The organism is Hujiaoplasma nucleasis, from assembly GCF_013745115.1.
In the GTDB taxonomy this organism is placed as follows: domain Bacteria; phylum Bacillota_I; class Bacilli_A; order Izemoplasmatales; family Hujiaoplasmataceae; genus Hujiaoplasma; species Hujiaoplasma nucleasis.
In genome coordinates, this window is sequence record NZ_CP051151.1 from 1,401,813 (window position 1) to 1,416,233 (window position 14,421).

A 14,421-nucleotide genomic window follows, 5' to 3' on the forward strand; every position below is an offset into this window, starting at 1 on the left:
AGGAGATATTATATGAAAGAATATAAAGCAAATGCTTTAAGAAACGTTATCTTATTGGGACATTTAGGAAGTGGAAAAACATCTTTGGCTGAGTCCTTAGCCTATATTTCATCTGCCATAGATAAAAAAGGTAGTGTTGAGAAGAAATCTACAATCTCAGATTATACACCTGAAGAACATGCTAAACAAAGTTCTTTAACAACTGCTTTAGTTCCTGTAGAATTCAAAGAAACAAAAATTAACTTTTTGGATGCACCTGGTGCAGACGAAATGATTGGAGACATCTCTTATGCTATGTCAGCCGCTAATGCTGCTGTATTAGTTGTTGATGCTTCAAGTGGTGTTCAAGTTGGTACTGAAAGAATGTGGTTAGAGATTAAAAAACACAATCTACCAGCTATGATCTTTGTTAATAAAATGGACAAAGAAAACATCAAATTTGACGAATTGTTAGAAGAAATTAAAACTAAATTAGGAAAACAAGCTGTTCCTTTCTGTTTACCTTTAGGTAAGTCTGATAGTTTTGATGGTTTCGCTGATATTATTGAATTAAAAGCTAGAATCTATAATGGTAATGCTTGTATTGATGGTGAAATTCATGATGACAAAATGGACAAAGTTAATGAGTTAAGACAAGTTTTAATTGAAACTGTTGCAGGTTCTGACGAAGCCTTATTGGAAAAATATTTTGAAGGTGAAGAATTAACTAAAGAAGAAATTCAACGTGGTTTACACTTATCTGTTTTAAATGGTGAAGCAGTTCCTATTTTAGTAGGTTCAGCAACTAAGGATATTGGGCCATTAACTATGTTACATATGATTAATGCATTTTTCCCTACAATGTCTGAAAGCAATCCTTTAAAAGCTACAATGGTTGACAATGATAAAGAAATCGAAAGAAATTACAGCGATGATGAACCTTTTTCAGCAACTGTTTTCAAAACAATCATTGACCCATTTGTTGGAACTATTAATTTAATGCAAATTAAATCTGGTACATTAGAAAAAGATCAAGAAATTTATGTTTCAAATTCACAAAATGTTGAAAAAGCTACTCAACCTTTTACATTGTTGGGTAAAGAACAAATCACTATGGATAAATTCCATGCGGGTGATATTTGTGCTATGGCAAAAGTTCCTGAGGTTAAAACGGGCACAACTTTAAGTGATAAAAAATCAAGAATTGTTTATCCTGAAGTTAAAACTCCAACACCGACGATGTATATGGCTGTTAAAGTTGAAAATAAAAAAGACGAAGATAAATTATCGAATGCTTTGGCTAAAATATTATTAGAAGATAGCACACTTGAAACAAGAAGAAACAAAGAAACTGCACAATTATTGATTGGTGGACAAGGTATGATTCATATCGGATACATCATCGATAAAATGAAAAATTCATATAAAGTTGCTTTACAAACAGAAGATCAACGTATCGTTTATCGTGAAACAATCAAACAAACTGCTGAAGCAGAAGGTAGATATATTAAACAATCTGGTGGTTCAGGGTATTATGGTGTAGTTGTTATGAGATTTGAACCAAATCCTGAAGCTGAGTATGAATTCGCTGAAGAAGTCTTTGGTGGAGCGGTTCCTAGAGGATACTTCCCAGCTGTTGATAAAGGTCTTCAAGAAGCTTTAGAACATGGTGTTTTAGCAGGTTTCCCTGTGATTAATGTTAAAGGTGTTTTAACAGATGGTAAATATCATGCAGTTGACTCTAATGAGTTGGCCTTTAAAAAAGCTGCTGGTATGGCTTTTAAAGCTGCATGTAAATCTGCTAAACCAGTTATTTTAGAACCTATTTACCGTTTAGAAGTATTGATCAAAGATGAATACTTAGGCGATGTATTAGGTGATATTAATAAACGTAGGGGTAGAGTTTTAGGTATGGAACCTGCCATTGATGGATATCAAAAAGTCATTGCAGAAACTCCTGAAGCTGAAATTACTAAATATACCATTGACTTAAAAGCGATGACACAAGGTTCTGGAACATTCACTCGTGAATTTTTAAGATACGAAGAAGTTCCTGGAAACTTAACTGATAAGATTATTGCTGATCATAAACGCGAAGAAGAAGAAAATTAATAATTTATAGATTAAAGCTTAATTTCTATGATGAAATTAAGCTTTTTTTATTTTTAAGCGTGTTCAGTAAATAAGAAATATTGTCTGTGTTATAATTATTATTGAGGTGATATTAATGAATATAAAAAGAATTATTATTTATTTATTGTTATTTGCGATTACTTTAGCCATTTCAACAATAGGTTTCCAGTATTTTAATGATGAGGGCTTATTTATTCCTTTTCTAGTTGTTTTGGCGTATTTTACAATCTTTTATATTGTTGCACAAGTTATTAAAGACAATTCAATTGTTGATTGGGGTTGGGGCGCTGGTTTTGTCATTGGAGCTATGACGACTTTATTAATGACTGAAAATCCTACGATATTATCTTTCGTTATTGTTGGTTTTATTGCTGTATGGGGAATTAGGTTATCCTATAGAATCATTAGAAGAAACTGGGGAAAACCTGAAGACTTTAGGTATGCACAGTGGCGCAAAGAATGGGGAGATAAAGCTGTGATAATCGCTTTTTTTAGGGTTTTCATGGTTCAAGGCATTATTAATTTTATTGTAGGTTCAGCTGCTTATACTGTCATTAAATTTAATCAATTTTCATTTGATGATGGCTTACAATGGTTGACTTTAATTGGCTTACTCATAGCCTTTATCGGTTTGTTCTTTGAAGTTGTTGGTGATGAACAGTTAAGAAGACATATTCAAAAAGGTACTAAGAAGTTAATGAAATCAGGCTTATGGTCAATAACAAGACACCCAAACTATTTTGGTGAAATCATGATTTGGACTGGTCTTTACCTAACTGGAGTCACCTTATTTATTTCATCAGAAGCTAGTTTGCTTTATTATGGCTTGTTAATTATTTCTCCATTATTAATGTCAACAGTTTTAATAAAAATATCAACACCATTGTTAGAAAAGCATATGTCTAAGTATGATGGTTGGGATCAATATACTAAAGAAACACCCATGATTTTTCCTTGCCTAATAAAATAATTTCACCAGACTTTCTTTATATCTTGACTAAAAAAAACATAAATGCTAAAGTATTATGTGAGACATAGTAATATAGGAGGTATATATGGAAAAAATAGGATTATTAATTGACAGCACTTCACATACCAGTGAAGACTTACAGACTTATGATTTTATAAAAACAGTTAACTTAAAAGTAGTGATAGATGATGAAGAATACTTAGAAAAAGATTTATCTAAGGAGCAAATGGAAAATTTTATTGAAGGTAATCATAAAATGTTAACCTCTCAACCAGCTCCTACAGATTTTATTGATGCTTATAAGGAATTTAAAGCTGAAGGATACACTCATGTATTGGTTGTAGTGCTTTCTGATAAGTTGTCTGGAACATTCCAAGCCGCTTTGTTATCAAAGAATTTGCTTGAAGATGATCTAGAAGTATCGATTCATTCTCCACAAGTAGCTTCTTATGGAGTAGCTAATGGTTTAAGAATTTTAGCTAAAGATATTCAAGAAGGTATAACTTTTGAAGATTTATTAAAAAGATATTATCAAGTCTTTGAACATGGTTTTGTTTCTTTCACCCTATCAAATTTAAAACACTTATTTAAAGGTGGAAGATTATCAAGAGTTCAGGCTTTGATCGGGACAGTTTTAAGAATTAAACCTATTGTTGAAATGATTGATGGTAAGTTAAAAATGGTTCGAAAAGAAAGAACCAATATTGCTTGTCAAGATTTCTTTATGGAGAAAGTTGATGAGTATGCTCAAAAATTCGAACATGTATACATTGATATTATTCATTTGAATAATGAAAAGTGGGCTGAAAGCATTAAAAATGTTGTGGAAGAAAAATATCCTAATATTCATATACATTTGACAGATTATGTGAGTCCAGTCTTTTATGTACATTTAGGAAATAAAGGTTTTGGTATTGCTTTAATAGGTTTTTAATTGTGACTGAGAAAGAGAAAATGTTAAAAGGATTACTTTATAACCCTAGTGATCCAGATATAAGAAATGAATTTATTGAGGCGAAACGTAAAGTTCGCCTTTTTAATAATACCAATGAAGATGAGTTAGAATTAAGAACGTCTATATTAAAGAGTATATTAGGTTCAATGGGAAAAAATGCTTATATTGAACCGCCTTTTAGATGTGATTATGGAAAAAATATTCATGTTGGTGATTATTTTTATGCAAATTATAATTGTGTCATCTTGGACGCTGTACCAATTCATATAGGTTCTTATGTTTTATTGGGACCTAATGTTGGTATCTACCCCATTAACCATCCTATAGATAAAGATATTAGAAAAATATGGGTAGAATATGGACAATCAATTAGGATAGAAGATAATGTTTGGATCGGGGGTCATGTGGTTATTAATGGTGGTGTGACAATTGGTCAAGGATCCATTATAGGATCAGGCTCAGTTGTGACTCGCGATATTCCTGAGAATGTAATAGCGGCTGGAAATCCCTGTAAAGTGATTAGAAAAATCACTGAAGAAGATAAGAAATTTTGGGAAAATAGATATAATTTAGAAAGATAAAAGATTGTCTATTTATAAATACAATTAAATACATGAATATTTATAGATAAAGAAAGATATTTCTTGACAAATGTAAATTCATTTAGTAAACTAATATGTGCGTAAAAACGAAATGGCGGTTGTGGCGAAGTGGTTAACGCATCGGATTGTGGCTCCGACATTCGTGGGTTCGATTCCCATCAGTCGCCCCACTGTTTTTTTACGACAAAAAAAGAATGGGCTATGGCCAAGCGGTTAAGGCATCGGACTTTGACTCCGAGATCGGAGGTTCAAATCCTCCTAGCCCAGCCATCTTTTTTTTGACCCGCTAGCTCAGCCGGTAGAGCATTTGACTTTTAATCAAAGGGTCAGGCGTTCGAATCGCCTGCGGGTCACCATTTATTTGGGCGGGTATGGCGGAACTGGCAGACGCGCTAGACTTAGGATCTAGTTCCTTGGAGTGCAGGTTCGACTCCTGTTACCCGCACCAGCTAAACTTGAAGTGGCTTCCAAAAGTTGGAGATATGGTATACTAAACCATACACTCTAATGAAGGGAGCCTTTTTTATATGAAAATAACATTAAAAGAAAAGATAGAGATGTGTGAAGAGCATATTCTTAAAGGTAAATCATTGTCCCATGTATCAGAGATGTATGATGGTATGATATAGGGAACTTAAAATATATCATAAACTTATACAAGAAACATGGAAAGAAAGTATTTGATCATAATAAAATAAAAACATATAAAAGAGATACAAAGTTACTAGCGATCGCAAGGGTAGAGAACGGAGAATCAATACGGAGTGTAGCGTTGGATTTAGGACTTACAGATCCAACGATACTAGGAGATTGGTTAAAGTTATATAGAACAAAAGGTGAAGCAGCAGTTAAAGACACATATTCAAGAAAAGGATACCTTACAAAAGACAAGAGAGCAAAAGCAATCGTTGATCAAACATTATTAGAAGAAAATGAAAGACTGAAAGCCGAGATAGAGTACCTAAAAAAATCGCGGTCCTTAACAAAAAAACTAGAAGGCGTAACAAGCAAAGAAAAAGCTGAAATTGTTACATCGTTAAGGACCAAATTTAAATTATCAGACCTTCTAGAAGTAGCACAGATGGCATCATCAGTTTATTACTATCATACAAGTGAATATAAGAAGAAAGCTAATAAATACAAGGATATAGAAAAAGAAATAGATTATCTATATCTAAAGAAGCACAAGAAGAGAATTGGCTATCATAGGGTCTATATTGAGCTTAAGAAGATGAACTATGTTATAGGGAAAAACAAAGTCTTAGAGATTATGAGACATAAAGGCTATACTAAAAAGAAAGTTAAGAAATGGAGAAAATATAATTCATACGCAGGAGATTTAGGGTTTACAAAGCCAAATCAAATGAACCAAGATTTCTCAACTCTCAAACCATATCAAAAAGCAGGTACAGATATTACCATGTTTAGAACTGAGAGAGGACCTGTTTATCTTTCGCCAATCATAGACTTTGATTCAAGAGAAGTATTATCATATGTCGCAGGAACAAACGCCAAGATGGATAAGATTACAAAGATGTTGGAGTTATTAAAAAAACATCATTCCAATCGTGTGAAAGGAATGATGATACAATCGGATCAGGGTATTCAATATCAAAACTCAAGATATCAAACAAAACTTGAAGAGTTGGGCATCATACAATCAATGAGTCGAAAGGGAAACTGCTTAGATAATTCTCCTACTGAGAACTTCTTTGGAAGAATGAAAGTAGAGATGTGGTATGGTCATGAAAAAGAGTACAAGAGCCCAAAAGCTTTGATTAAAGCTATTGATGAATATATAAATTATTACAACAATACCCGTTTAGTTACAAAACATAAAATGAGTCCAATAGAATATAGAAATAATATGATATAATATAAATAATAAGTATGGGGGTTAACCATTTTTCTCTCCAACTTTATAAAGCTAGTTCAATTCTGACGGTTTTACTGATTCTGGATATGTGATAAGATTATCAGTTCATAAAGAAGGCATATTGACTACGACTGATACAAACTATATTGATGAAGTATTTCTTGAAGACGGAGCAACCATACCTTTGTTTAGTAACGATACCTACAACGGTTCTGAACGTAGAGGGACTATTACAAGGAGCAATGATTTAGATGAATTACTTGATATTTTACTTAACGCCTACGATTTTGATTTATCACTTATGGACACAATTCTTACTTAAGATAAAAAAATACAAAAAGATGTTTCGAAACAAGAAATATCATTAGTTAATCTATATGATTAGCTTACAACCAATATGATCTTTTCTGTAGAATAGTGAAAACTAACATTTAACACTTATTTGATTAGGCAATAGTATATATAGAAAAAATATTTAAGGAGAGAAATATGAATTTTAATAAAATGACACAGTTCTTTTATGCTGGTATATTTATAGTTGCTAACTTAATTTTTTTAGGGGTTGGTTTTTTTGGTGTTTTTAGGCTTTTATTGGGTTTGATAGAGAATTCATTGAATAATGTGGTATTATACTTAGGTCTTCTATCTATAGGAAATTACACCTTCTTTAGTATTCTGAGATTATTCCCCACTCAAGCCCAAAAACCAAATAGTCATTAGTTATTTTTGTGGATTAAAATAAAAAACAACAAACTGCAGATTTTTTTATCTGCAGTTTGTTTTTATACTCAAATCTCTTAATTAACTATATAAGTAAAATGCAAAGATACATTTTAGAAATCACAAAAAATAGTAAAAGCCTTGATGAAAAATCGCTTGAATTATTTCTGTATCATCAATATTAGGTTGATAACTTAGTACTTCTTTTTGAGTTTCTTCTGCGATAGATTTACCAATAAATCTTAATGGAATCAATGTCGCAATATCGTCTTCCCAATCCTTAAGCAAATAACAACTACCATTAATATAATAAACCTCTACGTTTAAATCATTTTTATCAAATATACTCACTATTCTTAAGTTCAACTCCAATCTAAATATAGAAAATTATCAAAATAAATCATACTTTCATTGAGCAATGTGCTTGAATAATTAATAATGTTTACCTTGCTTGCTTTTCCAGTCTATCTTCTTATTTGTTGAAACATCAATAATCCCATAACCATAATAACCACTTTGGCTAAACACTTTATATTTCTTATCGCCGATTGAAAAATGAGGATAATTATCACCTTTTTCTGAATTATTTCCTCTTTGCATGGGTTCAAAATTATTAAAGAAATCAGCTTCAAGTGGATTGTTGAAATCAGATTTTGGTCGTATATGATCCACATTCCAGCTATAGTCATATTTCTTTGTTTGCCCAGGTCTCAACAACATAACAGCTGTATTACTCCACGCATCTCTATGCATCCATACACCAAAACAATCTTGAGCCCATTCCTTGTTGCCAAATACATCTTTCCATAATTTTTCTGCCATTTCTTTTGTTATCATTTTAATCCTCCTTATAATCCATATTACTATATCTGCTTTGATAAGTGTATATACATGTAAGTTTTTAGTAAATTAAATCTTATCTTCTATATCATTTATTGCTTTTTTGCAAAAAAACTATAAAAATCCATTATCGATTCAATAAAAAGGCGCATATGCGCCTTAGTTTATTTAATTATCTGATTGTGATAGTTTAACTCGGTTAGTAGTTCGAGCACTGTCATTTCTCCGTCAGAGCTATACTCATAATCCAACACTGGATAATAATTGCCGTAAGCCTTGATTTTCGCTCTTTCTACCTTGATCTTCTGATTGAATGAAAGTAATCCCTCTTTGATGTCTTGTTCTATTTCGTGAATTAAGTCTTGATAGTCGTATGATGCCATGACATCAGGTGTGCCAATGTTTATCTTTAGTTTTGGCCTGCCTGGTCCTTTTCTGTTTTCTTGGTATTTTTTTCAATGACTCTTCAGAAACATGTCCTTCTTTGTAAATCAATTTACCTTGTTTTATTAAATAATGAACTCCTTGAGGTGTTATACCTAACACTTTAGCTGCGTCTTTAACTTTCATTATTGCAACAGGTCCTCGGTAATATCAATCGATACCTCTTGCCACTTGTCAAGAATTTCATCTTCGCGATCATCATTATCAATCATTACATTATCATCCATGACTAAATCAACATGGTTATAGGTGCACCAAAACTTATGCCATTTTTCAAAAACTAAATCACCAAAGTTAATGCCTTGGTTTTTTACAGTTTCTTTTAAATCACTTTCAATCATATCATAGACTATATATATCACCACCATGTGTTTTATCGTGTATTATATTTAGCATTTCTAACTTAGTAGGTTCTCGATCGTTTTGTTCAAGGAATTCATCATATGGATCTCCATCCACGATGATGATAATTTCTTGATTAACCAATGCATAATATAACCCGAGTTTTATAGTTGATACCCATTAATTAATGACTATACAACAAGTTTACTACAATTTTGTTTACTCTTAGACATCTTAAAATAGATGTTTAAGTGTTTTTTTATTTAATAGGAAATTGTATTTAAAAAATAAAGTAGTGATATAAATAGAAAAAGCCCACAAGTGTAGGCTGAGTATATGAAGTTAAAAGACTTATTTCTTTAAGCGGTTATAAACATCTAAAGGAACTACATCACCTGTATTACATTTAGGGCAGTATGAAACAGGGTAATTACTCATAAAAGAATCCCAACATTCACTTACAATATCATAATCAATTTCTTCTTGAAAACCACAATCTAAACATTTTAGTTCAATGGTTTCATCAAAGATGTCACTTTTTACAAATTCTTCAACATCTACCTTTTCAATATCTAAACAAAATTCATTAAACTCAATCGCTCTTTTTCTTTTTTCGTCATCTGTTAGATAACGCTTTTTTGTAGAAAAATGTTTTTGCATACTAGCCACCTCCAAAATAATTGTCTGGGAAATAGGATAATTAATTTTTTGATGAACTTAAAAACACTTTCAGTCACATATTGTCTACCCTGTTTTTGATTTTTCTCTAAACCGTCATCTTCATGAGGATCATAATAATACGTGATGGTATGATTGTCATAATTAACATTAATAATTCTTGATTCACTCATGGCTGGATGTCCAGCATATCTAGCAATATATCTAGTGATATTTTTAATAGAAACCTTTGTGTTATTCTTAAGTTTAGGACCGTAAGTATAAAAACCATCTTTGAGTTTTTTATAAAGATAATTTCTTAATCTAGAGAATTTCACTAATTCATATTTTGAAGTATTCTCTTTTAAATAATGATAAATTCTTTTTAATAACTGATTCATAAAAGCTTTTCTCAATGACTCAAAATTAAAGTAATCATACTTTTTAAACTTTAAATCATTATCAATGATTCTTTCAGCCATTAAGACATGTATATGAGGATTAAATTTTAAATCTCTACCAAAAGTGTGTAAGAAAGATATATAACCTAATTCTCTATCATCATTTTTAGCTATTTTTGATTTACCCTGAATAAGATAAACAAAAACATCATCTACCGCTTTGAATAGTTCATGATAAAGATCCCTATAAAGTCTAAAATATATTCTTAATTCTTCAGCGATAGAGAAGACAAACTGTCTGTGTGGTACATTCAAACATTTTTTAGCAATTTCATTGGCACATCTTTCTCTATATATCTTCCCACAAGAAGCACAAAACCTTGAATGACAAGATAAACCAGATATATGGTAATGATCACAATTAGGACATTCATAAAAGACATAGCCATAAGAAAAATCTTTACAAGCAATCATCCGATTAACATTATTAATGATAGAATCTCTAATGTCAATATGTGCATACATTTCAAGAAATTTATACCAGTATCTTACAAAAATATCTTTAATGGTGTATTTATGTCTTAGTTCTCTAGCAAAAGGCGCATTGCCTATCTTATGAATGGTGTTTTCATAAACATGTTTATCCAGCTTTAGCAGCTGTAAGCAGCTGCATCTTATAAGCATCTTGTTTTGCATATTCATAAACATTCATACAATAATTTTATCAAACTATTAACATTCAAAAAAGAGGCTTTCGCCTCTTTAGTTGAAAAACTTGTTTTTCATTTTTTTAACTCTATATAATAAGAAACTACTATCATACTTTGTACGTATCCATGTTATAATATCATTATATGTATAAAGGATTTGGAGATAATATGATGAAAAGAGGAAAAGCAATGTATTTAGTATTACCTATTATTGCCGGTGTAGCCATTGCGCTTCAAGCGGTTTTTAGTAATAAAGTGAGTCAAACTGCTGGGGTCATGCAAGCTGTATTTCTAGTTCACGCATTTGGTTTATTATTGGCTTTATTTATTTTATTAATTGGGAAAGAAAATTTCTCTTTTATAAAGAATTTTAATGTATATGCTGTTTTGGGCGGGTCATTGGGTGTTGTGATTATTTTCACGATAGCAAAAAGCATTACTTTAAATGGTGTTTTTTCAACGGTGATGGTGTCTGTTCTTATTCAAATGACTGTCTCTAAAGTGATTGATCATTTTGGTTTATTTGGTGTCGAAAAAAATCCTATTAATTTAATGCATGTGATAGCTATATTGTTGATGGTTAGTGGTGTTATTATTTATCAAAGATCTAACTAGTAATTATCCTATGAATGATGAGACTCTATTGAGAGTCTTTTTTTTATAAAAAAATAACCAATTTCTTGGTTATAATTTTTTATATATATCTCGTCCTAATTGAATGAGAATTTTCATTTGGTCCTTTAATTCAGTGAGTTTATCTTCAGTAAGTTCTTTTACAGCTAATTTATCATAGAGTTTATCTATTGCTACATGTATCTCCTTGTGTGCACCACTCATATATATAGGGTGATCAAATCTAGTAGTCAAAGATTTAAATACATCGATAATCTTATTAGGAATATGATCATTTTCTTTCAAGTAGATATCATAAGCATCGATTGATTCCATTAGTTTTAATTCTTTATTTTCGAAAGGGTTTCTTCCCTTGGTTCTTACTTGAAAAGTTTGAGTATTGTCATTATTTAAGACATAGTATATACCGTTAAATACTATTTCATTCGATTTGTGTAGTTTCGAGTAAGCGTAAAAACTATATAAATCGATTCTATTATTTAAGTAATAATAAGTTAATCGATAACGCACTACTTCAGAATGAGCTTTTTTAAATAAGTGACCTTTTTCAATAAATGGATATGTTTTTGGAAAACATTCATACTCATGATGTGTAGGATCGTCTTCAAAGGCTAGGTCTATTATTTTTTTATACAAATACTCGTACATAGGTCTTTCTGATCTATAAAGAAGCAAAGCAAGGAATAGTAATATAATGATAAAGATTATAGAAGCGAAAATCCAAAATAATACTTTAACAAATAATATTTCTTTGTAATATATGATGGTAGGAATCAAGGGGATAACAAATAAAGCAAATACATAGAAAAGTTTCTTATATAACTTGTTTTTATATGATTTATATTCTTGATTATAGGATTCAATCAGACTTTTCATGTTTATGCCCCTTAGGAATTTGATTTGGTTGAATATGATTTTTCTTAAATTTAGGTATTGGATCATATCCTCCTCGTGAAAAAGGATTACATCTTATAATACGCCATAGAGATAATAGTGATGCATAAAAGATATTATAGTTTTTATAGGCATCAATAGCGTAATTAGAGCAACTTGGATGGTACTTACAAGTTGGGTTTTTGGTAGAGGTAGCTTCTTGATATTTTTTAATCATTTTTATGACCCAATTTTTCATATTTATCACCATAAATATTATATACATGTTTTTACATATTTGCAATGAATGAGTTTTTGGATGTTATCCTTGATTAAAAGGATATAAATGACTTATAATCTAAATGTAAGAGATTTAGGAGGTAAGCATATGCTTAAAAAAGCTTTAGTTATATTTATTTCAATTTTCACTTTATTTATTTTTATTGGTTGTAATGGTGATGGCACCATTGATACTACGAATTTGCCGACAACCATTGAAATAACTCAAGAACCAACAACTGAGGCCCCGACTGAGGTGCCTACCCAAGAACCAACAACTGAAGATATAACTACAGAAGAAGTAACTAGCGAAGTTCCTACTGAGGAGCCTACGACAGAAGAAATTACTACAGAAGAACCAACCACAGTACAACCTACTGAAACTCCGACAGAGGAGCCAACAAGCGAAGAACCAACCACAGAAGAACCTACAACTGAAGAGCCGACCACAGAAGAATCAACCATAGAGGAACCAACAACTACTGAGGAAGTGACAACTCAAAATCCTATTACGCAATTATTCTTTAGCGAGTATGGTGAAGGATCTTCTTTTAATAAATATGTTGAAATATTCAATGGGACTGGGCAAGCAGTTGATTTATCTAATTATTCGATTCAATTATATTCTAATGGGGCAGCATCTCCTTCTCAAACCTTAACTTTATCAGGAACTTTGGACCCTAATGATGTTTTGGTTGTTGCTCATCCTACTGCTAATGCGACGATATTGACTCAAGCAGATATAACAAGTTCTTCAGTTATTAATTTTAATGGGAATGACCCACTAACATTATCTTATAATGGAACGATTATAGACTCTTTAGGTATGCCTGGAGATGCTAGTAACTATGGTCAAGATACAATTCTAGTTAGAAAAGATAGTATTACAGGACCTTCTATTAATTTTTCTATGACACAATGGGATCAATATCCTAATGAAACTTATGATTACATAGGTAGTCATTCTAATTTCATACCTGATAATAGTATTTTATTAGAACAAGATTATAATCAGTTACCTGATACTATTGATTTAATTGGTGATTGGAATTTTGGATCAGGAAGTAATGGTTCAACATATACCATTATTAATGTGACTGGTTTAGCAAGTGAACATGTGATTTATAATGCAAATTATATTGAATCAACATTATTAGAAAATGTACAATATGAAGGTGAAATCCATATAGAAGTTTCTTTAGAAGGTGCTGGAACTTTGACTAAGATTGTTGGATTAACACTTAAGTTTTCGACTTTAGATTTAAGTACTCATCCTGAATACTATGAAAGTATTGGAGAAGAATTATCTGGAGAGACTTTATTATTGGCTTTAAGATCATTAATTAATAACGGATTTGTGGGAGTAGACTATGGTGCAGCAACAACTATTTTAGCTGAATCTGATGCGGATCCAAATAACGCTGAAAATATCATTTTAGTTTATTTACAAACCTCTATTGATGGTTCTTGGGATTCAGGGGCTACTTGGAATAGAGAGCATATATGGCCTCAATCATATTTAGGTGATACTGCCGATAACAATACAGTTAATATTGCTTCTGACTTACATAATTTAAAACCAGCCAACCCAAGTGAAAACTCTTCAAGAGGTAATAAGTATTTTGACAATATCACGACAAGTTCAACTTACGAACCTGCAGATGAAGTTAAGGGTGATATTGCAAGAATCTTATTTTATATGATTGTTATGTATGATTATTTAGAATTAATAGATGATCCTAACGGATCAGCTGTATATGATATGGGTGTGTTTTCAACCTTATTAGAATGGCATATATTAGATCCTGTTAGTGATTTTGAACTTAATAGAAATAATGTAATATACTCATACCAATTTAATAGAAATCCTTTTATTGATAATCCACAGTATGTAGAATTAATTTGGGGAAATAATTAAGAATATATTCAATATAAAAGATGTTAACTAGCTTAGCATCTTTTTATATGAATAATTATTCATATTTTGATTTGATTTTATTGACAAAT

The 14,421-nt window shown here is 31.1% G+C and carries 19 protein-coding genes and 4 tRNA genes; 13 read left to right on the forward strand and 10 right to left on the reverse strand.

Features of this window, described 5'->3' with window-relative positions:
- Positions 1-12 precede the first annotated feature (12 nt).
- The 11 genes from fusA (at position 13) to HF295_RS06835 (ending at position 7,235) form a co-directional block, all read left to right on the forward strand.
- Positions 13-2,091, forward strand: coding sequence for an elongation factor G (fusA, locus tag HF295_RS06785; protein WP_312031417.1), 2,079 nt, complete (start codon positions 13-15; stop codon positions 2,089-2,091).
- Positions 2,092-2,206: 115 nt separating this feature from the next.
- Positions 2,207-3,082 carry a DUF1295 domain-containing protein gene (locus tag HF295_RS06790; protein ID WP_312031418.1) on the forward strand — a complete coding sequence of 292 codons (876 nt, stop codon included), beginning with the start codon at positions 2,207-2,209 and terminating at the stop codon, positions 3,080-3,082.
- A gap of 85 nt (positions 3,083-3,167) precedes the next feature.
- The gene (locus HF295_RS06795; RefSeq protein WP_312031419.1) at positions 3,168-4,016 is read left to right on the forward strand and encodes a DegV family protein; all 849 of its coding nucleotides are present in this window, start codon (positions 3,168-3,170) and stop codon (positions 4,014-4,016) included.
- 20 nt (positions 4,017-4,036) lie between these two features.
- A complete protein-coding gene (locus HF295_RS06800; RefSeq protein ID WP_312031420.1) occupies positions 4,037-4,618 on the forward strand; it encodes a sugar O-acetyltransferase in 582 nt (193 codons plus the stop codon).
- A gap of 115 nt (positions 4,619-4,733) precedes the next feature.
- Positions 4,734-4,809 (forward strand) — tRNA-His (locus tag HF295_RS06805).
- Positions 4,810-4,834: 25 nt separating this feature from the next.
- A tRNA-Gln gene (locus HF295_RS06810) sits at positions 4,835-4,909 on the forward strand.
- Between the two features lie 10 nt (positions 4,910-4,919).
- Positions 4,920-4,995, forward strand: a tRNA-Lys gene (locus HF295_RS06815).
- Positions 4,996-5,004: 9 nt separating this feature from the next.
- Positions 5,005-5,087: transfer RNA gene (locus HF295_RS06820), tRNA-Leu, on the forward strand.
- 282 nt (positions 5,088-5,369) lie between these two features.
- Positions 5,370-6,515 (forward strand): IS3 family transposase, encoded by a 1,146-nt coding sequence (locus HF295_RS06825; protein WP_312032610.1) that lies wholly within the window; start codon positions 5,370-5,372, stop codon positions 6,513-6,515.
- A gap of 88 nt (positions 6,516-6,603) precedes the next feature.
- Positions 6,604-6,837 (forward strand): hypothetical protein, encoded by a 234-nt coding sequence (locus HF295_RS06830; protein WP_312031421.1) that lies wholly within the window; start codon positions 6,604-6,606, stop codon positions 6,835-6,837.
- A 167-nt stretch (positions 6,838-7,004) separates the two neighbouring features.
- Positions 7,005-7,235: a hypothetical protein gene (locus tag HF295_RS06835; protein WP_312031422.1), complete on the forward strand. Its 231-nt coding sequence runs from the start codon at positions 7,005-7,007 to the stop codon at positions 7,233-7,235.
- Positions 7,236-7,355: 120 nt separating this feature from the next.
- On the opposite strand, the gene HF295_RS06840 is transcribed toward HF295_RS06835, so the two are convergent.
- The 8 genes from HF295_RS06840 to HF295_RS06875 form a co-directional block, all read right to left on the reverse strand.
- Complete coding sequence (locus HF295_RS06840; RefSeq protein WP_312031423.1) at positions 7,356-7,601, reverse strand: hypothetical protein; 246 nt, start codon at positions 7,599-7,601, stop codon at positions 7,356-7,358.
- Between the two features lie 66 nt (positions 7,602-7,667).
- Positions 7,668-8,072 carry a hypothetical protein gene (locus HF295_RS06845; RefSeq protein ID WP_312031424.1) on the reverse strand — a complete coding sequence of 135 codons (405 nt, stop codon included), beginning with the start codon at positions 8,070-8,072 and terminating at the stop codon, positions 7,668-7,670.
- Between the two features lie 167 nt (positions 8,073-8,239).
- Positions 8,240-8,458, reverse strand: coding sequence for a hypothetical protein (locus tag HF295_RS06850; protein ID WP_312031425.1), 219 nt, complete (start codon positions 8,456-8,458; stop codon positions 8,240-8,242).
- Positions 8,459-8,462: 4 nt separating this feature from the next.
- Positions 8,463-8,645, reverse strand: a complete 183-nt coding sequence (locus tag HF295_RS06855; protein ID WP_312031426.1) for a hypothetical protein — start codon at positions 8,643-8,645, stop codon at positions 8,463-8,465.
- Entirely contained in the window at positions 8,645-8,860 is a 216-nt protein-coding gene (locus tag HF295_RS06860; protein ID WP_312031427.1) for a hypothetical protein, read from the reverse strand. The genes HF295_RS06855 and HF295_RS06860 overlap by 1 nt, the downstream gene beginning before the upstream one ends.
- A gap of 1 nt (position 8,861) precedes the next feature.
- Positions 8,862-9,005 carry a hypothetical protein gene (locus HF295_RS06865; RefSeq protein WP_312031428.1) on the reverse strand — a complete coding sequence of 48 codons (144 nt, stop codon included), beginning with the start codon at positions 9,003-9,005 and terminating at the stop codon, positions 8,862-8,864.
- 207 nt (positions 9,006-9,212) lie between these two features.
- Positions 9,213-9,521, reverse strand: a complete 309-nt coding sequence (locus tag HF295_RS06870) for a hypothetical protein (RefSeq protein WP_312031429.1) — start codon at positions 9,519-9,521, stop codon at positions 9,213-9,215.
- Positions 9,485-10,621 carry an IS91 family transposase gene (locus tag HF295_RS06875; protein ID WP_312031430.1) on the reverse strand — a complete coding sequence of 379 codons (1,137 nt, stop codon included), beginning with the start codon at positions 10,619-10,621 and terminating at the stop codon, positions 9,485-9,487. The genes HF295_RS06870 and HF295_RS06875 overlap by 37 nt, the downstream gene beginning before the upstream one ends.
- A 179-nt stretch (positions 10,622-10,800) precedes the next feature.
- On the opposite strand from HF295_RS06875, the gene HF295_RS06880 reads away from it, so the two are divergent.
- Positions 10,801-11,244, forward strand: coding sequence for a DMT family transporter (locus HF295_RS06880; protein ID WP_312031431.1), 444 nt, complete (start codon positions 10,801-10,803; stop codon positions 11,242-11,244).
- Between the two features lie 69 nt (positions 11,245-11,313).
- Here HF295_RS06880 and HF295_RS06885 read toward each other — a convergent pair whose 3' ends face one another.
- Both HF295_RS06885 and yidD read right to left on the reverse strand, forming a co-directional pair.
- A complete protein-coding gene (locus tag HF295_RS06885; RefSeq protein ID WP_312031432.1) occupies positions 11,314-12,138 on the reverse strand; it encodes a hypothetical protein in 825 nt (274 codons plus the stop codon).
- Positions 12,122-12,421, reverse strand: coding sequence for a membrane protein insertion efficiency factor YidD (yidD, locus tag HF295_RS06890; protein WP_312031433.1), 300 nt, complete (start codon positions 12,419-12,421; stop codon positions 12,122-12,124). The genes HF295_RS06885 and yidD overlap by 17 nt, the downstream gene beginning before the upstream one ends.
- 102 nt (positions 12,422-12,523) lie before the next feature.
- Here yidD and HF295_RS06895 point away from each other — a divergent pair, with 102 nt between their 5' ends.
- Positions 12,524-14,332 carry an endonuclease gene (locus tag HF295_RS06895; RefSeq protein WP_312031434.1) on the forward strand — a complete coding sequence of 603 codons (1,809 nt, stop codon included), beginning with the start codon at positions 12,524-12,526 and terminating at the stop codon, positions 14,330-14,332.
- Positions 14,333-14,421: the final 89 nt, after the last annotated feature.